The following is a 21,107-nucleotide window of genomic DNA, read 5'->3' on the forward strand; positions in this document are numbered from 1 at the left end:
GCAGGCCCTCGCCCAGATCACGGCCACCCCGTCCGGTATCGCACCGCCCAGCCAGGAGCCGTGATGGAGCACTACCTCGACCACGAGCGGTACTTGGTTGGCAGCTGTGCCTACCTCGGCAGTAGCCGGGACGGGCTGTGCCGGCAGACAGTCTCCGACCGGCTCGGCCTACCCGACAGCGACATCTTCTGGCAGCGCCCCCACGAGTGGTGCCACGAATCCAGCCGGCGGCACACGGCGACCCTCGCGGTCCGGGCGAACGAACTGCTCGACAACCTCGCCCCGCTCGCTGCCGAACTGTTCCGGATGCGAGACGACGGCTACATGGCGAGGCTGTCCATGGTCGGCGCCGTCGGCCGCCGCGCCGTGGGTCGCCTGGACCCCGCCACGCTCGGGCGTATCGCCACGCTCGGCCTGCCGCTGGCGATCAGGACTGGCACCGCGCACCCCGCGCCCGTGGTCGGAGACCCGCCGCCGGTCATCACGAGGTGGCAGGACACTAGCGTCGCCCTGCTGGTCACTGGCGCTGCCCTGACCCTCCACACCCAGCTCGCCGCAGTGCTGCACCAGGCGACGATCCGCGCACACGTCCTGAACGGCCTGTCAGCATCCGGCTATCGGGTACAGGTCGGCATTGCCGCCACCGTCGGACCGGACACCGGTCTGCAGCTCGAACCGGCCGTCACCGCGGCGATCGCCGATCTGGGCACTGCATTGTCGCTGACGCTGCGGTCCCCCATCCCGTCGACCGAAGACCTCCTCGCCGACGTCCTGCCCCACCTAGGCGGCAGGTCGCGGATATCACCCGTCGCCCCATGACACGTCCAGCAGGAGCTTCCATGCCCACCGTTCCCGCCAGGACCACGGCCGGCCGCTACGACGACAGCGGCAGACGGCGTCTCCGCCGTCGACGGACCCTGACCGGCGCGACGGGGGTGTCATGATCGACCCGTTCCAACGGCGCCCCTCGCCCCGGCCGCACCCTGCCCGCAGCGGGTCGCTGGCCGCATCCGTTGAGACCGCCCGGCAGTTGCATGACGCCGGTGCGAGCACCGACGCCCTGACCGTCCTGTCCGAGGCACTACGGCATGCCGACACGAGCATCGTCAACCCCAGCGCGGCACCAGCTGCGGCCTACTACGCCGAGCTCCTGCACGCCAGCGGAGAGTCGGCCGCCGCCCGCCCGTGGGCCGCCTATGCCCGCAACTGCCACGACCATCTTTACGGCGCCGGTCACCAGCACACCGTCGAAGCCACCATGCTGTTGGCCCGCATCGCGCATACCCTGCGCGACCCGGCCGCCTGGCAGATCCACGACGATCTCGTCGCGACCCTGACCTCAGTGCATGGCGCCGACGCGCCGCAGACGGTCGCCGCGATCGCCGACCTCGCCCAGATTCTGCACCGCACCGGCCACTGCCACACCGCACTGACCCGCCTGCAGACGATCGACACCATCCACCGACGGCCGCGACCGGCCACGGAGGTCACGATCCGGGTCTGCGCCCGGCTCGGCCGGCTTCTGCAGGACTGCGGCCACCTCCCCCAGGCCGCCGCGCACCTCGACCAGGCACACGACCACGCGGCCCGGCTTCTTGGGGCCACCAACGACCTCACCCGGCTGATCGCCGGCCTGGCCGATCGCCGCCCGGACCCGCAACACCAGCCCGTGTGCGAGTACCGGCGCACACGCCCCGACCCGCCCGCCGGTGTCGCCGGTCCTATCCCGGAGGGAGCATGGTGAGCCAGTTCTTCCAGACCGTCGACGGCGGGGTGTTGTGGAACCCGTCCAACTCCGTCGCGGTCGTGTTCGCGGCGATGGCGCAGACACTTTCCGAGATCACCCGCACCCCGTCGGGTATCGGACCGGTGTCCCAGGACGAGTACGTCGTCGACCTGGACGAGTTCGGCGCCTTCGTCGCCGCGGTGACCCGGTGGTACGACGCCAGCCACCACGACTGCATACCCGCCCTCGCGGCCGGGTGGCTGTCCGTCGCCCGCGCCAAAATCCTCGGCGAGCCGCCGCTGGCCCGCCACGGCATCCGGGTTATCGCCCGTGACGTACCCTCGCACGAGATCGATCGCAGCGCCCGGCTGCCGGACCGCGCTCAGCGGCTTCTGCGGTGGGAACCGAAGCAGTTGCCGACCGACCCGTTCACCGCGGAAATGCTGCGAGATTTCGTCGACAGCAACCGCACGCAGCTGCGAGAGGGCACCCGCGCCTGGACCCACCCGCTCACCGGGGGCGGCAACGTCCTCGATCTACGTGGCGCCGCTCTCGACGGGATACCACTCGATGACGCCGTCCTGTGTGACGCCAGCCTGCAACTCGTCTCACTGCGGGGCGCCCACCTGCACAAGGCGAACCTCAGTCACGCGAAGCTGGACGGCGCCGACCTGACCGACGCCGTACTACGCAAAGCCGAACTCTACGAGGCGTCGGCACGCACTACCGTCTTTCACGCCGCAGACCTCTGCGATGTTTTGGCGGTCGGCGCCGACCTGCGCGACGCGGACCTGGGCAATGCCAGACTCGACCTTGCCTCCTTCAGCCGCGCAGATCTGCGCGGAGCCAACCTGCGCGGCGCCCGCTTCGACGACCCGTGGATGGATCTCGCCGGCGCCAAGCTCGCCGGCGCCCGGTTCGATGCCGCTGTCGGCTGCGTATGGGGTCCGGTCGACATCAGCGACACCGGCCAGCCCCAAGTCATCGACGGACCAGAACTCGCGCAGTGGTTCGAGGCCACCCACCCCGGTGCGGTGATCACCGTCAGGCAGGCCACACACTTCACCCTCGCCGCGGCACGGCCGCCCGCACCAACCAGCCAGAACCCGTCGACCGGAAAGGAGACCACCGATGCCTGATCCCCTCCCCGATTACCTTCGCGAGTTCCTCGAGTGGAAACCGAAGCGGTGGCCGACCGACGAGGCCGCCCGGGAGTACCTTGCCTGGTACCTCGACAACGCCCGAGCCCAGATCACCAGCGGTGAGAGCCAGTGGGCGCCGGAGTTCGTGGGAGCCGAGATCGACATCGACCTGCGCGGCGCGATCCTCGACGGCATGGAACTGTCCGGCGCCTGGCTGGGCGGCTGCGACCTGCGAGGTGTCTCCCTACAACGCGCCTACCTCTACAAGGCCGTCCTCATCGGTGCGCGCCTGGACGGTGCGGACCTGTCGTACAGCAAGCTGCATAGGGCGGAGCTGGACGAAGCCACCGCACCGGACGTGATCCTGCGCGACGCGGACCTGCGCGGTCTCGACGCTCGCGGCGCCGTCCTGCGCGGCGCGGACCTGCGCGGCGCGGACATCAACGGCGTGATCTTCGACGGCGCCGACCTACGCGGCGCCGACCTGCGCGCCACCCAGTTTCCGCGGAGTCCCCGCATGCGTGGCGCCCGCCTTGCGGGCGTCCGCTTCGACGGCGCCGACGGCAAGCTGGTCGGACCGGTCGACATCAGCGAGACCGATGAGCCCGAACTCGTCGACGGCCCAGAGCTCGAGCGGTGGCTGGCCGACCACACCGGAGCGGATGTCGGCCTCACCACATTCCCAGGGCCCGCCGACTCGCCCTACCTTGCCAGCCAGCCCAGCCCACCCCGGAACGGAAGGCCATGACCAGCCCTCACAGGCCGGAACGTTCGTCTATGTTGCGCGGCGCGTTTGAACGCCTACAAATAGATATGGCTGCGGATGAGGGCAGGATCTCCGTACGGATGTGCCACCGCCGGTGGACGAAACCCGACCAGCCCTCATCCTCGCGGCTCGTGCCGCCGCCGCTGGTTCCCGCCGACCTGCTACCACCATGGCGGTGGCTACCCGCACTCGCCTGGCTCGCCACCACCGCACTACCACCCGGCACTCGACCGAGCCGCCGTACACGGGCCATCGTGTGGCCAGCCATGCTCGCCACCTTGGCAACCGCGCGAGCCGGCCAGCGGATCGCCGCCGACAACCGCGCCGCACTCGCCGTCGCCGAACGGGTATGGCCGCCGACCGGTGCGTACGCCAGCGACACGGTCATCGTCGCCGCCCCAGCCATCCTGACGGCTCTGGCCATCGCACCCGTACCCGCCGCGCTCGCCGCCGCCGGCGTCATCGTGTGGCACGCGGTGCCGCATCCCGTCGCGGCGACCATCACCGCCGCACTGGCTGCGGTGACACTGCTGTGCCTGTTCCTTGCACGGTACGGCTACAAGACATGCCGACGCATGGTCGAGCCGCCCGCCGACGTCGTCGACCACAGGGTCGCCAGCGGCAGCCCGTTCGAGGCGTGGCTGTTCGAGGCAGCCGCCGACCAACCCACCGGTGCCCTGCTCGTCAACGCGATGCAACGGCACGCGGCGCGGCACCGCATCGCTCTGGCACAACCGCACGACACCGGCGAAAGCGAACGCTAACCCGACAGACCGCACACCGGTCGGACGGCCTCAGTGCCTACCGCCTCGAAGGAACGCGTTTTGGACCCCTCCCTCAAGACCTTCCTCATCGGATACTTCTCACCGGAAACCGCCGGCCGCACACGCGAAACCCGTAACAGCCTCAGAAACTCCTCTCCGGAATACCAGGCCAGGATCAAACGAGGACTCGACGAGCTGCTGACCAGCCAAGAGCTTTCACTCGCCGAATTTCTGAACCTCACCGACACCGGCCTCGGAAGCCTCGAGGAAATGTACGCCGCGCTCGCCGCAGCCCGCGCTTTCCTGTTTTGCCCTCACACGAGTCAGAGCGACCAGGACCGCTGACTACCGACACCCGTCCCCGCAGGAGAACCCCGCACCATGCGCAGCCAGGTCCCAGGGTGACTGTATAGGAGCAGATATGGCCTCTGTGTTGATCCGACCGTCCGATGGGAGGCTGTCACTGGCGGCCCGTGCGGCGCTCGCCTTCGCGCTGAGGCCGCCGCGCTGGCCGGGGTCCTACTCGTCGGCCGGCTCTTCAAGCAGCAGGACTGGGCCACCGTTGTCGAGCCCTGCGTACAACGCCGGCCACGCGGTCAGCACGTGGCAGTCATGCAACAAGGCGGCCAGTGCCGCCGAGGCCGCATCGGCGCGCCCGACGATCTCGTGCGTCATGATCGCCAGCGACTGCCAGTAGTCTGCATCCAGCGCGAGCAGCCGGGTGGCGTGGTGGTTGACCAACAGTTCCAGATGGTCCCTGGCGGGAGTCGATCGGCTGGCCTCCGCGACACACAGCACCGGTAGGCCCATGACGCCCTCCTCGTCGTCAACCTCGGCGAGGAGTTCGCCGACCGCGACCGACCCGGCGCAGAATGCCAGGATCGTGGAAACGTCGAGGACTACCTGGACCGGACGATCACTCACGCCGCGTCGGACGAGGCGCGGGTCAGGCCCACCTGCTCGCGCCACCGGTTACTCTGCTCAGGCGTCTGACGCTTCCGAGCAGAGGCAAGGAGCCGCCTAGCACGAGCCTTGCCGGCTGGGGTGACGGTGATACCCACTGCGGCGAGTTGTGCAGTGGTGTCGCCAGCAGTCGCCGGATCCGATGTCATGCCGTCAGCATACCCGCTGCCCACCGATCTGTTCACCTGCGCGCGCATCGAACGCCTGTTCGACAAGATGGGGGTGTGCGGGAGCAGGAGCAGGCGTGGGTGCGTTGCTGGGATGTGGCGATCCGATGGGATGAGGCCAGAAATTCGCCGGTCGGCGCGTTGCTGTGGGAGCGGCGGGTGAGGCGTGCGGAGCACGTGGGGCGGCTGGTGGCAAGGGCGCGGGCCGACCCTCACGTCGTCTCGATCCGCCACAAGGCCGTATGGGACACCGAAGGGCCAGAACCCACACACTGCGCCAACGAGCATCCGTATGTGGGCGGGTCAGCGACCAGAGCACGCCGTGACTGGCTGGCCTGCGCCACCTGCCCCGGACACCTGGTGATCGTGTGTCAGAAACGCGCGGAATTGCATCGGTTGCAACGTTGTGTGCGATTGGCAAGCGTTCCCGTGGCCAGCGCGCAGCCGTAGGCGTCGCGACAGGGTGCCTGTGGCCTCGCACTGGTGCAGCAAGCGGGTGAAGGCGGGTACGAGACGACAGCACACCCACCTTTCGGAAGGGTGCAGCCCGGTAGCGCAGCGTTAGTCGTGTTCGTGGTGGAGGGCGGCTTCGACGCGGGCGGTGTGCGGGGAGTTGATGCGTCGGTAGATGGTCAGGGCGTCGCGGAGGCAGGTGACGCCCTCGTCGCGGTGTCCTTGCCGGAGAGCGCAGTGGCCGATGCCTTCGAGGGCACGTGCTTCGTGGGTGGGTGTGTGGATGCGGCGGGCGATGTCGAGCGCGGTGGTGAACTGCCGGCGGGCGGTGTCGGGCGTGGTGGCGAGGAGTAGCTGGCCGATGTGGTTGAGGGTTTCGGCTTCGCCGTCGGCGTCACCGACGTCGCGGAAGAGGTCGAGGGACTGCTGGAGGGTGGTGGCCGCCGTCGTCGGGTCACCGGTCGCGTCCTGGGCGACGCCGAGGGTCTGTAGGGCATTGGCCTGGCCGTGCCGGTCGCCGATCTGCTGGAACAGGTGGAGGGCCTGTCGTGCGGTGTCGGCCGCCCCCGCCCAGTCCCCGGCCAGGTACTGCGTGCGGGCGAGGATGTTCAGGGCGGCGGCCTGGCCGAACCGGTCGCCGATCTGCTGGTACAGGTGGAGGGCCTGTCGTGCGGTGTCGGCCGCCCCCGCCCCGTCCCCGGCCATGCGCTGCGCGTGGGCGAGGGTGTTCAGGGCGTAGGCCTGGCCGAACCGGTCGCCGATCTGCTGGTGCAGGTGGAGGGACTGTCGTGCGCTGTCGGCCGACCCCGCTCCGTCCCCGGCCAGGTACTGCGCGAGGGCGAGGGTGTCCAGGGCGTTGGCCTGGCCGAACCGGTCGCCGATCTGCTGGAACAGGTGGAGGGACTGTCGTGCGCTGTCGGCCGACCCCGCTCCGTCCCCGGCCCGGCGCTGCGCGAGGGCGAGGGTGTCCAGGGCGTTGGCCTGGCCGAGCCGGTTGCCGATCTGCTGGTGCAGGTGGAGGGACTGTCGTGCGGTGTCGGCCGACCCCTTCCAGTCCCCGGCCATGCGCTGAGCGCGGGCGAGGGTGTCCAGGGCGTTGGCCTGGCCGAGCCGGTCGCCGATCTGCTGGAACAGGTGGAGGGACTGTCGTGCGCTGTCGGCCGACCCCGCATAGTCGTCGGTCAGGCGTTGTAGGTGGGCGAGGTTGTTCAAGGTGTGGGCTTGTGCGGGTTGGTTGTGGGTGTGTCGGGCTGTGGTGAGGGCGGTGTGGTGGAGGTTGTGGGCGAGATCCCAGGGGCCGTGGGTGCGGAGGTGGCCGTGGAGGGCGTTGGGGATTTCGATCGCTGCGGGGTGGTGGGTGGTGGCGGCCCAGGTGGTGGCGGCGACGAGGTTGGGTTGTTCGCGGTTGAGCCAGTCGGTGGCCTGGTCGGGGTCGGTGAGGGTGGGGGTGTGTTCGGGTGCCGGCCGGGTGGGGGTGGTGGGTGGGGTGTGGTGGGGCAGGTGGCCAGCGGCGGTGGTGGCGGTGTGCAGGTAGTAGTCGAGGAGCCGATCCCGGGCCGTGTCCTGTTCGGTGTCGGTGTCGGTGGTGGTGAGGGTGTGGGCGTATTCGGCGATGAGGTCGTGGAAGCGGTAGCGGCCGTGGTGGGGTTCGGTGATCAGGTTGTGTTCCAGGAGGTTCGCCAGGCCGTGTTTTGCCTGGTCTGGGTTGGTGTTGTCGAGGGCTGCGGCGGCGTAGCGGTCGAGGTCGGGGCCGGGGTGTAGGCCGAGGCGTCGGAACAGGCGTCGCCGGTCGGGGGGTAGGTCGTGGTAGGACAGGTCGAACGCGGCGGCGACGGCGAGGTCGCCGCTGGCGAGTTCGGCGAGCCGGTCGCGGGCTTCGGCGAGGTCGTCGGCGATGTCGGTCACGGTCCACGAACCGTGGGTGAGTAGGCGGGCGGCGGTCAGGGTGATCGCCAGCGGCAGGTATCCGCACAGGCGGGTGATCCGGTCGACGGCCTCGGGCTCGTGCAGGGCACGGTGTCCGACGCGTTCGGTGAACAGTTGTGCGGCCTGGTCGGGTGGCAGGGTGTCCAGGGTCAGGATGGTGGCGGGCAGGGTGGTCAGTTTCCGGCGGCTGGTGATCAGGACCAGGCAGCCGGGAGCGGCGGGTAGCAGGGGCGTGATGTGGTTGGTGTCGGCGGCGTCGTCGAGGACGAGCAGGAGTTTCCTGTCGGCCATCCGGTGCCGCCACAGCCCCGCCCGGGCGTCGAGGCCGGTCGGGATCTGCTCGGCGGGAACGCCGTCGGCCTGCAGCAGGATCTCCAACGCCATCGCGGGTTCGACGCGGGCCTGGCCGGGCGCGTGCGCCCGCAGGGCTACGAATCGTTGCCCGTCGGGGAAGCGGGCGGCGAGGTGGTGGGCGGCGTGGACGGCCAGGGCGGTCTTGCCGATACCGGGCATCCCGTCGACGGCGTGGATGGCGATCGTGCGTACCGTGCCGTCGGCTTCGGTGACGGCGGCCAGTAGGCGGGCGAGTTCGTCGTGGCGGCCGACGAAGCCGGGCACGTCCGCCGGCAGGGTCCGCTCGGCCCTCGGCGGCGCCGCCGGCACCGCCTGGTGGACGTGCACCCCACCGTGCAGCACCCCCGCCTGCACAACCGGCCCGACCACCACACCCGACACCTCGTTGCCGACACCCAGCAGCGGGGCGGCTGCGGGCTCACCATGTCCCTCCGCGGCCGGGGAGGTGGTGGTCACGGGCCCGCGCCCGTGTCGGCCGCGGGCACGGCCGGTGGCGGGACCGGTGCGGGTGCGCCGAAGGTGATCGGCCCGGAGATCGTGTGGGTCTGGATGACCGGGCCGTGAACCTGCGCCTGGCCGCTGACCGTGTTCGTCACACTGGTCCCGGCCGCCAGATGGCCGGCGTCGTGTAGCCAGGTACGCAGCCAGGCCGCGACCTGCTCGTCCGTCGCGGCACTGTGTTCGAGGATCCTGCCGAGCACCTCACCGTGCACGACCTGACCGGGTTGACTGGCCAGCGCCTGGGCCGCGGTGTCGGCGTCGGAACCGCGACCGAACCGGTTACGGACGAACAAGGTCAGGGATTCCCACGCCTGCCGGCCGGCCTCACCGGCGGCACCGTTGGCCAGCGGTACCAGTGTCGCGGCCAGGATCCCGGCCGTGATCGGATCCATCAACACCCCCGTAGCAGCATGTATCGATACAAGCTCCTACGGTAGTGGCCGCCGCAATGCCTTGTCCCGCCCCAAATTCACGGCCCGCGTCTACCAGCCGTGGGGCGGCGGCCGCTGCGCCGGTCCGTGACCGGCGTCCGGCTGTTGCCGGCCAGGGGTCCGGTAGATCTCCGGTCCGCCCCGCCAGAAGCCCGCACCAGACCATCCAAGCCCGCACGGCCTCCTCGATCCAAGAGTGGCCAACGCTATCGATGGCATCAGCAGAGCCCGCCGGGCGCGGATCAGATTCAGCGGGAAGCGGAGCAACTTCACTTGCAGATCACGGCACGATGTCCGCCTTCGGTTGGTGGTCCACTAGGCCCTTTCTGGCCTAGCTGCAACAATGTTGCGTCTGATACAACATTCAGGTGAGTGGTGAACTGGCCGGTTCGTCCGGCTTGGTGCTGGCTGGGAACGTGGTCCATCTGGATCCCGAGCCGGCGGTTTTCGAGGCCATGCTGGCTGGATGGGAGCAGCAACAGCGCTCTCGGTTCCTGCGGCCGGATACGATCAGGTCCCGTCTGGCACTGGTCCGGCGATTCGCCGAGTTTACGAACCAGTACCCGTGGCAGTGGCGACCGGCCGAGGCGGAGGCGTTCTTCGCGTACCTGAACTCCGGCGCGGCGCCGGTGGCGGTGTCGACCGCGCGGGGCTACCAGGTGACGCTACGACTGTTCGGTGACTACGTCACCGATCCGCGCTACGGATGGCTCACCGAGTGCGAGCAGCGGTTCGGGCACGTTCCGGTGAAGATCCTTCACGAGTGGAACACCGTGGCGCACGTCAGCGACTTCGAGGGACGCCCGGGCCGGAGGCCGCTGACCTACGACGAGGTCCAGGCGCTGTTCGACGCGGCCGACGGTCGAGTGGAGCAGACCCGGGCGCAGGGTCGTAAGGGTGCCGTGACGGCGATGCGGGACTCGGCGTTCCTCAAGACGGTCTACGCGTTCGGGCTGCGGCGCCGGGAGGCGGTACTGCTCGATCTCGTCGACCTGCGTTCGAACCCGAAGGTGCGCGAGTACGGCCGGTTCGGTGCTGTGTTCGTGCGGTACGGCAAGGCGTCGCGCGGCAGTCCGCCGAAGCGGCGGATGGTGTTGACCGTGCCGGAGATGGACTGGGTCGTTGACGTGCTCGACCAGTACGTGACCGAGGTTCGGTCACTGCTCGGCCCGGGTGGGCACCCCGCGCTGTGGGTGACCGAGAGGCGCGGCCGGATGTCGCTGCGGTCGGCGAACGACGCCTTCCAGGCCGCCCGGGCGGCGGCAGGGCTGCCGGACGAGTTGGACCTGCACTCGCTGCGACACTCGTACATCACGCACCTGGTCGAGTTCGACTATCCGGAGCGCTTCGTGCAGGACCAGGTCGGCCATGCCTACGGCAGTACGACCGCGATCTATACCCACGTATCGGACGAGTACCGCAACCGCCTGGTACGCAAGGCCCTGACCAGCCGTGCCAGCGATCTATGGGAGCCGCCAGAATGATCAAGAAAATGGGGTACGAGTGGCACCTGCGCCAGCTGATGGCCGGCAGAGGCATGTTCCAAACCTCCGATCTGGTGCCCCTGCTGGCCGAGCGCGGGATCAGCCTGTCCCGTGAGCAGGTGTTCCGTCTGGTCACCCAGCCGCCACAGCGGTTGTCGATGGACGTGCTGGCCGCGCTATGCGACATCCTCGACTGCGCACCGAACGACCTGATCGAGGTCAAGGTGGTCAACACCAACGTCCGCAAGGCGGCTTCTGGCGTACCGGCGGCAGCGCCGCCGGTACGACGCACCAGCATCCGCCGTCCCGGGACGGAGTAGCCGCAGTGGACCGCGGCCAGAAACGCTACGAGCGCATCCGCAGCCAACTGCTGGGCGACCTGCCGGCGCTGGCGGATCTGGACCTGTCCGGGCTGCTCCGGTCGGCCGACGCGGACACGCCCCGAGCGTTGGGCGCTGTCGATAGGTACCTGGCGACCGGGCCCGGCGGAATCCTGACGACCGATGCCCGATGCCCACTACCGGTGATCCGGCTCGTGCGCGTCTTGCACGATGCCGGCCTGCCGGTCGAGCCTCCGGCCTGTCCCCGCTGCGGGCGCCCGGTGCTCCTACGCCATCGACGGGCCGAAGGCCGTGTCTGCGACGCATGCGCCCGCCAGGACCGACGCCGTAGCTGCGGCCGGTGCGCCAGACCGGCCCAGGTCATCGTTGCTCACGCCAAGGACGGGCCGCTGTGCGACCGCTGCCACCGAGCCGATCCGGAGCGGTTCGAACACTGTGCCAGGTGCGGCCGCCGCCGACGTCCGGCGGCGCGGCGCCCGGACGGTTCCCCGTTGTGCCAGGCGTGCCACGTCCGGCCCCTACGGACCTGCCGCGACTGCGGCACCGAAGCGCCCACGCACGCGATCACCGACAACGGGCCGGTCTGTCGAAGCTGCTACGGCCAGCGACATCGACCCGAGCGCATCTGCGGGGGCTGCGGACGGACACGACCGATCACCACGCGCGCGACCGCGACCACCCCGGATCTGTGTGCCACGTGCGCCCCACGCACCTCCCGGTCCGTCACGGCCAGAGTCGAGGGGCAGTGCGTTGTCTGCGGCCGCCACCGCCGCGGCCACACCAGCCGAGACAGCGGCGCCTTCCACTGCAACAGTTGTCGCCACGGCCCAACTCGACACTGTGCGTTCTGCGGCCGGCAACGGCCCATCACCGTCAACTGGCCGGCCGGACCAGCGTGCAGCTCCTGCTTCTCCAGGATCAAGGACAGTCCGGACCTCTGCGCCGTCTGTGAACAGAGCAGGGTGCTGATCGGCGAAGATCCGACAGGGGCACGGATCTGCGGGCCCTGCGCCGGCTCGGACCTGGACTACCTGTGCCCCACCTGCGGCGAAGCCGGCCGAATCTACGAGCAGGGGCGCTGCTTCCGCTGCACCGTCGAGGTCCGCCTGCACGACATGCTCGCCGACCAGAGCGGCGAGATACCACGGCAGCTGCGTCCTCTCGTGAAGGCCATGCTCGCGTCGGACAAGCCGCGCAGCGTACTGGTCTGGCTGGGCAGAAGCCCGGCCGCGAGGCTCCTCCAAGAAATCGCCCGTAGCACCAAGCCCCTCGACCATGACCTACTCGACCAGTTCGCCCCAGATCGGAACGTGGACTACCTCCGTAACCTTTTGGTCCACACCGAGATCCTGCCTCCCCGAGTGGAACAGATCGAACGTCTGACCCGATGGCTGGAGCAACATCTGGCCACCGTGCCCGCTGCACACGCCCGCCTGGTCCGCCCGTACGCCACCTGGCACCTGTTGCACCGCGCCCGGCGCCGGGCAGATCGACGAGGCGCGTTCACCGCGGCCGCCGCCGCCAGGTTCCGCAGCCAGGTCCGGATCGCACTCGACCTACTCGCCGCGATCGACGCGGATGGCCTGCGGTTGGCCGATCTGCGCCAGCCCTGGCTCGACCGGTGGCTGACCACCGGCCCACCCAACCGCTACACGGCCCGCAACTTCATCCACTGGACCACCGAACGCCACCTCACCCGAGACGTAACCATCCCGGCCCGAAACCCGGATGCGCCGTCGGTCTTCCTCGAACCCGACCAGCAGACCCACCACCTGGAACGCTGCCTCGGCGACGAACGGCTGCCCGTCGACGTCCGCGCCGCCGGCGCACTGATCCTGCTGTTCGGCATCGGCCTGTCGCAGGTCCTCAACCTCCACCAACACCAGGTGATCGACGAGGAGCCCGACCTGTTCCTCGCGATCGGCAGACACAAGCTGATCATCCCGCCCCGCCTCGCCCGGCTCATCCGCCAGCTCCCCGCGCCGGCTGACCGTCCCACCCTGCCGTCCCACCCGTCAGCCCGGCAACAGCCGCTGTTCCCCGGGCGTCTACCCGGTCGGCCGATGGTCCCACAAACGCTCAGCCGACGCCTGAACGAGCACGGCATCCTCCCACGCGCCGGACGCAACACCGCGCTGATCACCCTCGCCGCCGACCTACCAGCGCCCATCGTCGCCGACCTACTCGGAGTCGAGATCGGCACCGCCGTACGGTGGACCCGGTACGCCAAACGCGATTGGCACAGCTACCTCGCCGATCGCAGACACCACCGAACCAGAGCAATGCTGGAACGAGCGGGACAGACTCCAGTCGAGGCCAGCGGTGACGAGATCTGATCAGGTGCCGTCACCGAAAGGTCAACATCAGGCGTGGTCCGCAATCAGGTCACCCGGGGAGGGCGGGCATCGATCGCCGCCCTGGGGCATGACGCTGAACAACCAGATGGCGGACCAGCCTGAGCATCGCGGCCTGCCGCGTTAGCTGTCTCCGGCGATCGCGTCGTCGATGATCACCACGGGATAGTCAGTCTGGCGTGGTGTGTTGACCTCGACCCGATCGATCACAGCAGCGATCGCAAGGTAGAGGCGCGCGGCTTTGTCCTCCTCGACGGGGGTCGGCAGACTCTTCCAGGCGGCCTCCATCCCTACTGGCGCCCTGTGCCCGCTACGTCGATGCGTCGGCAGGTACCACAGCACGGACATCAGCTCGGAGAGTCGGGCTCCTGACAACCGGACGCGGACGGGCGAATCGTCCTCATTGTTCGTGGTTCTGGTGATGCTGCTGGAAGGATCCTCGGTCCACCTGCCCTGCAACAGCCACGGCCCGGACATCGCGCGCAGCGCGAACTGCCAGGTGTCCAGGTGGCACTGCAGGATCACGATCGACAGGCCCGAGCACTTGCGTACGCGGGCGCGGTGCATCTCCTCACTGCCCACCTCAGCCGCGATCCGCCGCGCCCTGGCTGCGATATCACGCTCCCGCGCCTCCTCCTCCGTCAGCAGCCCACGCATGATCCGGATCGTGTCCCCAAGTCCCATGTGCACTCCCTCCTGCGGGGATACCGCCTCGCATCGACAGATGGCGACGATTACGATACGTGTCGCGGCGGCCACTATGGAGGGAGCGGTGCATGAATGAAAGCTGGCGGCCTTCGTACTCCCAACCGTGGCTGCTCCCAGAGTGAGCGGCAGCTTCAACGACGAACAGTTCGCCATGGGGAGGCGACAGGTCTGCGCGGGCCGCGTGGCGTCCCACTCGGCGCCTCCCGATGGAGCGGAGGCCCGGCCGAGCCACCCTTGGCAGGGCGGCCCACTCAGTTGGTGGGCATTGACACCTGACCAGACGGCCTGGGGCTACTGTCGGCGAATGAGAGGCAGTTACGAGCCCGAGGCAGCCGCAGCCAGCGTGCGGGAACTGGCCGCTTTACGCGACGTCGACTTGGTCGACGAGGTCCGCGCGGCTGCCGCTGCCGTTGTCGATCTGGCCAGGACCTGGCGAGGCACCGGCCAACCATTGGACGACGCCGACGGCGACATGCTCGCGTCGGTCGACGCCGCCGCCGCCGTGCTGGACCGGCTGCCGGCCGATGTCGCCCTGGACGCACTTGTTGACGCCGTACGGCCGATCCTAGGCCGGTGGTGGCCGCGTCATTCGGCTGGCGCCAACGCTCTGGCCGACGCCGTCGAGCGGCTCCGTGGGGCGGCGATGCACCGGCCGGCGCTGGCCCGAGACGCTCGCCGTTTGGTTGCTGCCGGCCTCGCGTAGCCGGCCTTCCGCGCTCGGGCAGGTCACTTGAACACGCCGGGGAACTGGTTCGCGATCTCTCCTTCCATCTGCTTGACCGCCTGCGAGGCCAACCCGTGGTATGAGGCCACCAGTGTGAGCGACAGATAGAACGTGAGCAGCACGACGCAGGCCAGGCGGCTGACCTCGGTGGCGTTCGTCGAGCGGGTCATGACGCCCTCGGCGCTGACGCCGAAGCCCTGGGTCGCGTTGAATCCCTGCGGGTGCGTACGCACCGACAGGTGCTTGTAGAGCCCGCCTCCAGACATGGCTACCCGGCCCCGTGCCAGCCATCGCTCGGCGACGTCGGTCCAGCTTTCGTAGCGGGCGCCCTCGATGCTCCACCTGCTCGGATCGCCGTCTATGACGACGTCGGCGAACATCGAGGAGACCGACCCTTTCAGGTTCTTCCATCCACGTTTCATGGCATCGAGTTCGGCCCGCCGCTCGGCGACGTCCGGACGGTCACGCGCGGCGTCGCGCAGGTGGTGCACGCTGACGAGTTCCATCAGCCGACCGCGGGCACACCGCTGCCGCAGGTCGGCATCAACATCGAGCAACCAGTACGCGCGAAGCCCGAACTCGAACGCCGACCGAGCCAGGCTGTAGATCGGCTCGAAGAATTCGCCCTGCTCAACCAGTACGCCCATCGAGACGCAGAAGTCCGCCTGCTGGCGGACCAGTTTGACCGCCATATTGCGCGTCTGCGGCACGAGCCAGCCCGGCCACGGCCCGCCGGGGCCCTGTTCAACCTGGTGGATGTCGCGATGAGCCCGAGAATCGGCACGGACGTCACACAGCCTTTCGGCCCATGCGGACAGGTAGATGTCGCGGCACGACGCGAGTAGTCGCGCGTGCGCGAGAAGCTGCTCGGACGCCTCGGTGCCCGGACTCAACGTCACGGCGTGGATCCTACGGCCAGGACCAGCGCTCCCAGTACGCGTTTTCTGCACGCCCCGGGCCCTGCTTGATCGGCACGAAGGAGCCGGATCAGTACCGCCCGCCGCACGCCCGGAACGTCGGCGGCGCCCGGCCGAACGCGATCACCCGACGGCCGGCGGCGTGCCACAGATGTGCCTGTCGGTCGCGGTGCTGGCCCGTCGGGGACGGCTGGCCACGTCATGGGCGCACCGGCACCCGTCCGGTGAGGATCGTGTCGGCCGAATTGCGCAGGCCACGAATACCTACGCTCCACCGGTTTGGTCGGAATGCGACGATCGGGAGCGAATCACTCCCCCCGCTGGCTCCCGGCTGCGCCCGCCAACACCGGCCCAGGAGAGAGTGATGCCGCCGGCATCACCCAGGGGCGTTGCTGGCATCTGGCGCGGCAACGCGGGTGGTCTCGCCGGATCCGTGCCGGAGCCCCGGGTTGCCGTGTGCTGCCCGCCGGTCAGTGGCTGTGTGGCTGTGTTGACCGGTCCCAGGCGGCCCGGGAGTCGCAGAGGCGGCACAGGGCCGCGATCGTGAGCATGTGGGGCGAGTAGTTGCGGTACGGGGGTACCAGTGGCGCCCGCTCGCGGTCGGTGTCCGGCAGCCGGCGGCGTACCTCGGCCATCCGCTCGGGTGTCTCGCTGGCGCCGTCGATGAGGCCGTTGGCGTACGCGACGGCGTGCAGGTACAGCGGCCGTGTGTCGAAGCGCAGTTCGGCGGCGAATCGGGCTGCGGCGTCGTCGAGGAGCCTGTCGAGGACTGGGTCGTGGTCGGCGTCTTGGAGCACGCTCGCTGCGTACTCGTCGCGTAGCTGGTCCATGGTCTGCCAGCGCCCGCCGAGCGGGGTGCGGCGAGGTAGCAGCAGCCGGATCAGCAGGCGGCCCATCCAGGCGGGTGGTCGGTACGAGACCTTCGGATGTTCATCGATCATTCAGGGACCGTAGACCCGCATGCGACTACTGATCTAGGGGCGTCCGCCCACAAGCTGTAACCGGATGGACGGGGTGGGGTCGGCGGGTCGGAGTAGCTCGGTCCAGTGGTGCGACGGGGTGTCGGGCTCGTTGCTCCACCCGTCGTCGGTCGGGGTCCAGCCGTCCCAGCCATGGAGGTCGACGATCTCGTCGTACACGTACGTCAGCCCGGCCCGGTATCGGATCAGCTCGTGGCGGACCGCGTAGACCACGCCGTACCAATCGGCGTCCCATGCCTCGGGGCGCTCGAAGGAGTTGACTGCCTGCACCTGCGCCCGGGGATCGGTGGCCGGCTGGTACGCGCACCATGCCAGCGCCCGGGCGCCGTCGACGGCGACGATCCACACCTTGTCGGGGTGCTCGTCCAGGCGGGACTCCGCTGCCTGCCACATCAGGTCGAGCAGGTCCTGGTCGTCGCGCAGACCGCCGATCACCTCCTCGTAGCGGGGATCGCCCTCGCACAGGATCAGAATCTCCACGGTGTTGTCCATGCGTTCCGTCCGGACTCAGTTGGTGCGGGGAGATGGCAGGTGGGGGCCGACGTATCCGACGACGATCAGTCCGGTGTGGGCGGTGTCGTCGAGGTAGTGCATGCGGGGTGCGGGCGGGCGGACGCCTCCGATGCGGATGTGTGCCCACATCGCCGCCTTCTGGCTCGGGTCGACGTCGGCCGGCACGGGGAACACCCTCGCGCGGCCGTAGTGGTCGCTTTCGGTGACTCTCTGCCGTTCACCGGAGGCGACCGCGGCGGCGGACAGGTGCACGCCGGGCCCGCCGTTGCGGCACCAGGCGAGCAGGTCGGCCGGGGCGGTTTCGGCGTCACCGCCGGCGGCCCGGGCGGTGGCGTAGCCGTGCAGGGTCTTGAGTGCGGCCACGGTCCGGGCCCGCCACGCCGGCGCCTGGGGCAGGTGGTCGAGTTGGGCCGGGATCTGCCGGTCGAGGGTCAGCGCGAGCAGCGGATACCGGGCCTCGGCCTGCGCCAGCAGCTCCCGGAACGTGTCCGGGACCGGCTCGGCATCCTCGTCGGGGCTGTCCGGCTCCGGTTCGTACTCAAGGAGCCGGGCGGCCAGCAGGGCGCGGTCTCGGATCGCGTCGTCGCGCTCGTCCTCGGCGGTGTCGAGCAGTTCGGCGTACAGGTCGCGGTCGGTCAGCGCCGTGTCGCGGTCGGCGCGGGCCTGGGCGAGGTCGTGACGGAGCTGGTCGAGTTCGGCGGCCAGGTCGGCGGGCACCGGCGTGGCGGTCGGCTGCTGTTCGGCGCGTGCCTGTAGCCGTCTCGCGGCGGCCAGCCGGGTCTTCAGGTCGCTGATCTGCGCTTGGGCTCGGCCGAGTTCGGCGTCGAGTCGGTTCCGGTCTCGCAGGAGCTGCTGCATCGCGCCGTCGCTGAGCCCTGCGATGAGGTCGAGCTGACCGCTGTCGGCCGCTGCCTGGATCAGCCACCTCACCGTGTCGGCTGGGTCGAACTGTTCCTGGACGCTGCCGTGGGTCATGCGGCCGTCTCCTCCCCGAGGCCGGTCGCGATGGCCAGTTCGTACACGGCGAGCTGCGCCCGGCCGTCGAAACCGTGGCGGACGTAGAGGCCGGTGGTGGTGGGCCGGTGGCCGAGGACTCGGCCGGCCACCTCCTGCGGCGCCCCGGCGGCCTCGCGTGCGGTGGCGAAGCCGGCGCGCAGACTGTGGCCGGCGAGCTGGTCGACGACCTCGGCCGGTTGCCCGGTCGCGGCGGCGGTGGCCTGTGCGTATCCGGCGACGTCGTCGGCCAGGCCCCGCAGTAGCGTCAGGTCTGCGCCGTCGCGGGGGCGGTGGCTGGCCAGCCACCGGCCGACGTCCAGGCGGGAGCCGGCGGACGACGGTGGGGCGATGACCTCTCCGGCCAGCACGGTCGTCGCCGGGAGCGCCGCAGGGGTGGGCGGTGTGGTCACGACCGGATCGCCGTCTCTGGGTCCGCTGGTGGTCCGGCTGATGCCGGCGGCATCAGCCGGTGAGGCGGTGCCGATCGAGGGCATGCCGGCAGCGTACCGGAGCCACCCCGATATCACTTATCCACCGTACCCATTTTCGGCGACGGATCATGGCCGAAGCGTCGCTGTGGAACCGTTGCGCACATTCGGGGCGAATGATAGTGGGCGCTGATTCGTGTAATGCGTTTCCCGGTCGGGCCAGAAACTGTTCTGCCAATGCCTTGAGTTGATCTGCGCGACCTGGTGAGAATGTCGTCACGTTCGCCGGACGAAGGAGATGCTGAATGTCGAAAGAACGGGTGGGACGTATGCTCGCGGCATTGGCCGTGGTGGTCGCCGGGGTGGTCGTGGGGGCTACCCCGGCGGTAGCCGCCGTGGTCGAGCCGGGCAACGTGGCGGCGATGCCGAGGTATTACGAGACGGCCGTCGGCGCCACCGATGCTACCTCTAGCGTGATGCGCGATCCGGCTCCCCCCATGCCGCCGTGGGAGTACCACGGCGCCTTCGGTGTATTGGGTGCCTGTGAAGCCACGGGTAGGGCATGGGTAAACAGCGGCAGGTATGTGCAATTCACGTGTAGGGCTATTGGGAGTGTGTGGCGACTCTACCTTCTTCCGGGGTTGCCCGGCTGCGTCGCGGATCCCCAGCTAGCTTCGTGCCCGGCTGCCCCTCGGGCGGCTCGCGACTGACGCCAGCCTCTTCGCCGAGTTGTCTCGCGGCTCTCTGCTGATTATGGGTACCATGCTCGGAAGTCCTGTGGGGATTAACCTCCGGGCCCCCGGCTGACCGGGCGGATATCCAGTGCCTCACGGGGCTCCACATGTCATGGATGGTTGGTGCGCTAAATGACATTCCCCGCATTCGCGGCAGAAGATGTTCTACGTTTAGCGTCGTTGGACGGTTCATCCCACGAAGTTGATCATCTAAGTGTTCATCGGGATGTAGCGCTTGCGAGGATAGTCAAACTGGGCGCGAGCGTGTACGACGACGATTACCAGTTCATCGTTTGCGCCCGATGCGACGAGGGCATCTGGCGTCAGGTGGATACGATCACTGATCGTGAAACGGTCGATTGTCAATTTGGAGGGGGTTCATCGCGGCAAGCGGGTCGTGAACTGACCTATCGGATAACCGGTGTCGTCACCCTGAAAACCGTTGTATCCCCTCGCGGGAACTGGTCGTTCGTGTACTCGGATCCCGAGGGCAGAAGTGTATTGGGAACATCCGTCGTGGAAGGAGATCTCCAGTCTTAACTGGACGTGCCACGGGAGAGGGGCGGGCTATCGTCAGATGGCTCGCCCCTCTCCCGTTCGACTGTGCAGGCCGGGGCCGGCCCTACGATGAACGGGTGGACTTCCGCCGTACACGGGCGTTCTACCTGCCCGACCCGGACCGCAGCGGCCTTCTCGTCCCGCCCTCCAAGGCCCGGGCACCGCGGCCCGGCCACGGCACCGTCTACGTCTGCCTCGGCAAGGACGCCCAGCGGCGTCTGGTGTGGGAGGCGACCTGGGACGACGATCCCGGCGACGGCGGCCCGCCCGGTTCACAGCGGTTCGATGGCGACCGAGCTGCCGTGCTGGCCTGGGCTCGGTCGCGCCCCGCCGCCGCCCGACTCATCGCGACCGCGGAGCGCCCGCACTGGCGCCCCTGCCGATGGACGACGAAGAAAGCGGCGGCGCCTAGCCATGCACGGGGGTGGCGCACCACGACGCGGGTTGGGCGTTGTTCGGGGAAAGGAGCGAGGAGCTGGCCGAGTTGGCGCAGCTCCTCGCGATGGTCCTACAGCTTGCTGTGTCTGGCGACCAACCTGACAGCCTTAACAGGCTACATCATCGAGCTGCTGGGATACGGCGCCGGGAGCCGCCTAGTCCGGCTTCGCGTTGGTCCAGACGGTGACGGCCGGGCCGTCGACCATGTTGACGTGTATCACCCGTGTCGGGTAGCGCTGGGTCAGGGCCGCCTGCCAGCAGGCCGCGATGTCCCTGGCCAGGCATGGCAGCGCGTCCTCGTACGGTGTCAGGTCGCAGCTGGCGAACATGTCGTCCAACGCCCACTAGTTGACAACGGCCTCGACCCGGCCCGTCTCCTGCGGATACCGCGCGAGCCAGGCGTCGACCGATGCCGCGTCGAAGCGGTCGGCCAGGAAGATCCCGTCGCGGTAGGCGACCGTCGCCGGGTTGAACAGCCAGCCGGCCGCGATCGTGGTGGGTACCGAGGATGCCTGGTTGAGGAAGTCGACAGGCGTCCACGCGGTGGCCTGCGGACCCCAGCCATCCCGCCAGGCGGTGAAGAAGGCGGGCAGCGGTCGCGGATCGCCGTCCGTCGTGTGACCGTCCATGATGGAACCCTATCTGTCGGGCCGCACGCGTGCTCTCCCGTTTCAGGGCGTGGGGTGTGGTGATGCCCCCGTCATCCGCCCGGAACCGCACCACGCAAGCCAACGAACTC

21 protein-coding genes are annotated in these 21,107 nt (G+C 69.2%); 10 read left to right on the forward strand and 11 right to left on the reverse strand.

The annotated features are described in order from the left end of the window. Positions 1–63: 63 nt before the first annotated feature. From AB0I42_RS26625 to AB0I42_RS26650, 6 genes are all read left to right on the forward strand, one after another. Positions 64–819 carry a hypothetical protein gene (locus tag AB0I42_RS26625; protein WP_357541214.1) on the forward strand — a complete coding sequence of 252 codons (756 nt, stop codon included), beginning with the start codon at positions 64–66 and terminating at the stop codon, positions 817–819. A 121-nt stretch (positions 820–940) separates the two neighbouring features. Beyond that, a complete protein-coding gene (locus AB0I42_RS26630) occupies positions 941–1,744 on the forward strand; it encodes a hypothetical protein (RefSeq protein ID WP_357541216.1) in 804 nt (267 codons plus the stop codon). After that, positions 1,738–2,865 carry a DUF6086 family protein gene (locus AB0I42_RS26635; protein ID WP_357541218.1) on the forward strand — a complete coding sequence of 376 codons (1,128 nt, stop codon included), beginning with the start codon at positions 1,738–1,740 and terminating at the stop codon, positions 2,863–2,865. Before AB0I42_RS26630 ends, AB0I42_RS26635 begins: the two co-directional genes overlap by 7 nt. After that, the gene (locus tag AB0I42_RS26640; RefSeq protein WP_357541220.1) at positions 2,858–3,616 is read left to right on the forward strand and encodes a pentapeptide repeat-containing protein; all 759 of its coding nucleotides are present in this window, start codon (positions 2,858–2,860) and stop codon (positions 3,614–3,616) included. The genes AB0I42_RS26635 and AB0I42_RS26640 overlap by 8 nt, the downstream gene beginning before the upstream one ends. 296 nt (positions 3,617–3,912) lie before the next feature. Beyond that, on the forward strand, positions 3,913–4,398 hold the full coding sequence (locus tag AB0I42_RS26645; RefSeq protein ID WP_357541222.1) for a hypothetical protein: 486 nt from the start codon (positions 3,913–3,915) through the stop codon (positions 4,396–4,398). A 60-nt stretch (positions 4,399–4,458) separates the two neighbouring features. Next, positions 4,459–4,743, forward strand: coding sequence for a hypothetical protein (locus AB0I42_RS26650; RefSeq protein ID WP_357541224.1), 285 nt, complete (start codon positions 4,459–4,461; stop codon positions 4,741–4,743). 174 nt (positions 4,744–4,917) lie between these two features. On the opposite strand, the gene AB0I42_RS26655 is transcribed toward AB0I42_RS26650, so the two are convergent. The 3 genes from AB0I42_RS26655 to AB0I42_RS26665 all read right to left on the reverse strand — a co-directional run bounded on the left by AB0I42_RS26655 (position 4,918) and on the right by AB0I42_RS26665 (position 9,154). Then, the gene (locus AB0I42_RS26655) at positions 4,918–5,322 is read right to left on the reverse strand and encodes a hypothetical protein (RefSeq protein ID WP_357541226.1); all 405 of its coding nucleotides are present in this window, start codon (positions 5,320–5,322) and stop codon (positions 4,918–4,920) included. Between the two features lie 767 nt (positions 5,323–6,089). Continuing rightward, entirely contained in the window at positions 6,090–8,717 is a 2,628-nt protein-coding gene (locus AB0I42_RS26660) for a tetratricopeptide repeat protein (protein WP_357541228.1), read from the reverse strand. Further along, the gene (locus AB0I42_RS26665; protein ID WP_357541230.1) at positions 8,714–9,154 is read right to left on the reverse strand and encodes a hypothetical protein; all 441 of its coding nucleotides are present in this window, start codon (positions 9,152–9,154) and stop codon (positions 8,714–8,716) included. Before AB0I42_RS26665 ends, AB0I42_RS26660 begins: the two co-directional genes overlap by 4 nt. Positions 9,155–9,561: 407 nt before the next feature. Here AB0I42_RS26665 and AB0I42_RS26670 point away from each other — a divergent pair, with 407 nt between their 5' ends. The 3 genes from AB0I42_RS26670 to AB0I42_RS26680 all read left to right on the forward strand — a co-directional run bounded on the left by AB0I42_RS26670 (position 9,562) and on the right by AB0I42_RS26680 (position 13,354). Continuing rightward, positions 9,562–10,677, forward strand: coding sequence for a tyrosine-type recombinase/integrase (locus AB0I42_RS26670; protein ID WP_357541232.1), 1,116 nt, complete (start codon positions 9,562–9,564; stop codon positions 10,675–10,677). Further along, positions 10,674–10,997 (forward strand): helix-turn-helix transcriptional regulator, encoded by a 324-nt coding sequence (locus AB0I42_RS26675; RefSeq protein WP_357541234.1) that lies wholly within the window; start codon positions 10,674–10,676, stop codon positions 10,995–10,997. The genes AB0I42_RS26670 and AB0I42_RS26675 overlap by 4 nt, the downstream gene beginning before the upstream one ends. 983 nt (positions 10,998–11,980) lie before the next feature. Continuing rightward, the gene (locus tag AB0I42_RS26680) at positions 11,981–13,354 is read left to right on the forward strand and encodes a hypothetical protein (protein ID WP_357541236.1); all 1,374 of its coding nucleotides are present in this window, start codon (positions 11,981–11,983) and stop codon (positions 13,352–13,354) included. 141 nt (positions 13,355–13,495) lie between these two features. On the opposite strand, the gene AB0I42_RS26685 is transcribed toward AB0I42_RS26680, so the two are convergent. Beyond that, positions 13,496–14,029, reverse strand: a complete 534-nt coding sequence (locus tag AB0I42_RS26685) for a hypothetical protein (protein ID WP_357541238.1) — start codon at positions 14,027–14,029, stop codon at positions 13,496–13,498. 394 nt (positions 14,030–14,423) lie between these two features. Between AB0I42_RS26685 and AB0I42_RS26690 the strand changes: the two genes are divergently transcribed. Continuing rightward, positions 14,424–14,783, forward strand: coding sequence for a hypothetical protein (locus tag AB0I42_RS26690; RefSeq protein WP_357541240.1), 360 nt, complete (start codon positions 14,424–14,426; stop codon positions 14,781–14,783). 23 nt (positions 14,784–14,806) lie between these two features. Here the strand turns inward: AB0I42_RS26690 and AB0I42_RS26695 are convergent, their stop codons facing one another. The 7 genes from AB0I42_RS26695 to AB0I42_RS26725 form a co-directional block, all read right to left on the reverse strand. Then, entirely contained in the window at positions 14,807–15,703 is an 897-nt protein-coding gene (locus AB0I42_RS26695) for a hypothetical protein (RefSeq protein WP_357541242.1), read from the reverse strand. A 488-nt stretch (positions 15,704–16,191) separates the two neighbouring features. Next, positions 16,192–16,662: a hypothetical protein gene (locus AB0I42_RS26700; protein ID WP_357541244.1), complete on the reverse strand. Its 471-nt coding sequence runs from the start codon at positions 16,660–16,662 to the stop codon at positions 16,192–16,194. A 33-nt stretch (positions 16,663–16,695) separates the two neighbouring features. Next, the gene (locus AB0I42_RS26705; protein ID WP_357541246.1) at positions 16,696–17,181 is read right to left on the reverse strand and encodes a hypothetical protein; all 486 of its coding nucleotides are present in this window, start codon (positions 17,179–17,181) and stop codon (positions 16,696–16,698) included. 27 nt (positions 17,182–17,208) lie between these two features. Then, on the reverse strand, positions 17,209–18,189 hold the full coding sequence (locus AB0I42_RS26710) for a hypothetical protein (protein ID WP_357541248.1): 981 nt from the start codon (positions 18,187–18,189) through the stop codon (positions 17,209–17,211). Then, complete coding sequence (locus AB0I42_RS26715) at positions 18,186–18,704, reverse strand: hypothetical protein (RefSeq protein ID WP_357541250.1); 519 nt, start codon at positions 18,702–18,704, stop codon at positions 18,186–18,188. The genes AB0I42_RS26710 and AB0I42_RS26715 overlap by 4 nt, the downstream gene beginning before the upstream one ends. 1,819 nt (positions 18,705–20,523) lie before the next feature. Continuing rightward, positions 20,524–20,706, reverse strand: a complete 183-nt coding sequence (locus tag AB0I42_RS26720) for a hypothetical protein (RefSeq protein WP_357541251.1) — start codon at positions 20,704–20,706, stop codon at positions 20,524–20,526. A gap of 6 nt (positions 20,707–20,712) precedes the next feature. After that, positions 20,713–20,997 carry a hypothetical protein gene (locus AB0I42_RS26725; protein ID WP_357541253.1) on the reverse strand — a complete coding sequence of 95 codons (285 nt, stop codon included), beginning with the start codon at positions 20,995–20,997 and terminating at the stop codon, positions 20,713–20,715. Positions 20,998–21,107: the final 110 nt, after the last annotated feature.

Origin of the sequence: Polymorphospora sp. NPDC050346 (genome assembly GCF_040655695.1) — a bacterium.
In the GTDB taxonomy this organism is placed as follows: Bacteria; Actinomycetota; Actinomycetes; order Mycobacteriales; family Micromonosporaceae; genus Polymorphospora; species Polymorphospora lycopeni.

Excerpts from the sequence above, each read along its gene's own strand:
- AB0I42_RS26625 (WP_357541214.1), top strand. The coding sequence starts at position 64 with ATGGAGCACTACCTCGACCACGAGCGGTACTTGGTTGGCAGCTGTGCC.
- AB0I42_RS26630 (WP_357541216.1), top strand. The coding sequence starts at position 941 with ATGATCGACCCGTTCCAACGGCGCCCCTCGCCCCGGCCGCACCCTGCC.
- AB0I42_RS26635 (WP_357541218.1), top strand. The coding sequence starts at position 1,738 with ATGGTGAGCCAGTTCTTCCAGACCGTCGACGGCGGGGTGTTGTGGAAC.
- AB0I42_RS26640 (WP_357541220.1), top strand. The coding sequence starts at position 2,858 with ATGCCTGATCCCCTCCCCGATTACCTTCGCGAGTTCCTCGAGTGGAAA.
- AB0I42_RS26665 (WP_357541230.1), bottom strand. The coding sequence starts at position 9,154 with ATGGATCCGATCACGGCCGGGATCCTGGCCGCGACACTGGTACCGCTG.
- AB0I42_RS26675 (WP_357541234.1), top strand. The coding sequence starts at position 10,674 with ATGATCAAGAAAATGGGGTACGAGTGGCACCTGCGCCAGCTGATGGCC.
- AB0I42_RS26685 (WP_357541238.1), bottom strand. The coding sequence starts at position 14,029 with ATGCGTGGGCTGCTGACGGAGGAGGAGGCGCGGGAGCGTGATATCGCA.
- AB0I42_RS26700 (WP_357541244.1), bottom strand. The coding sequence starts at position 16,662 with ATGATCGATGAACATCCGAAGGTCTCGTACCGACCACCCGCCTGGATG.
- AB0I42_RS26710 (WP_357541248.1), bottom strand. The coding sequence starts at position 18,189 with ATGACCCACGGCAGCGTCCAGGAACAGTTCGACCCAGCCGACACGGTG.
- AB0I42_RS26715 (WP_357541250.1), bottom strand. The coding sequence starts at position 18,704 with ATGCCCTCGATCGGCACCGCCTCACCGGCTGATGCCGCCGGCATCAGC.
- AB0I42_RS26725 (WP_357541253.1), bottom strand. The coding sequence starts at position 20,997 with ATGGACGGTCACACGACGGACGGCGATCCGCGACCGCTGCCCGCCTTC.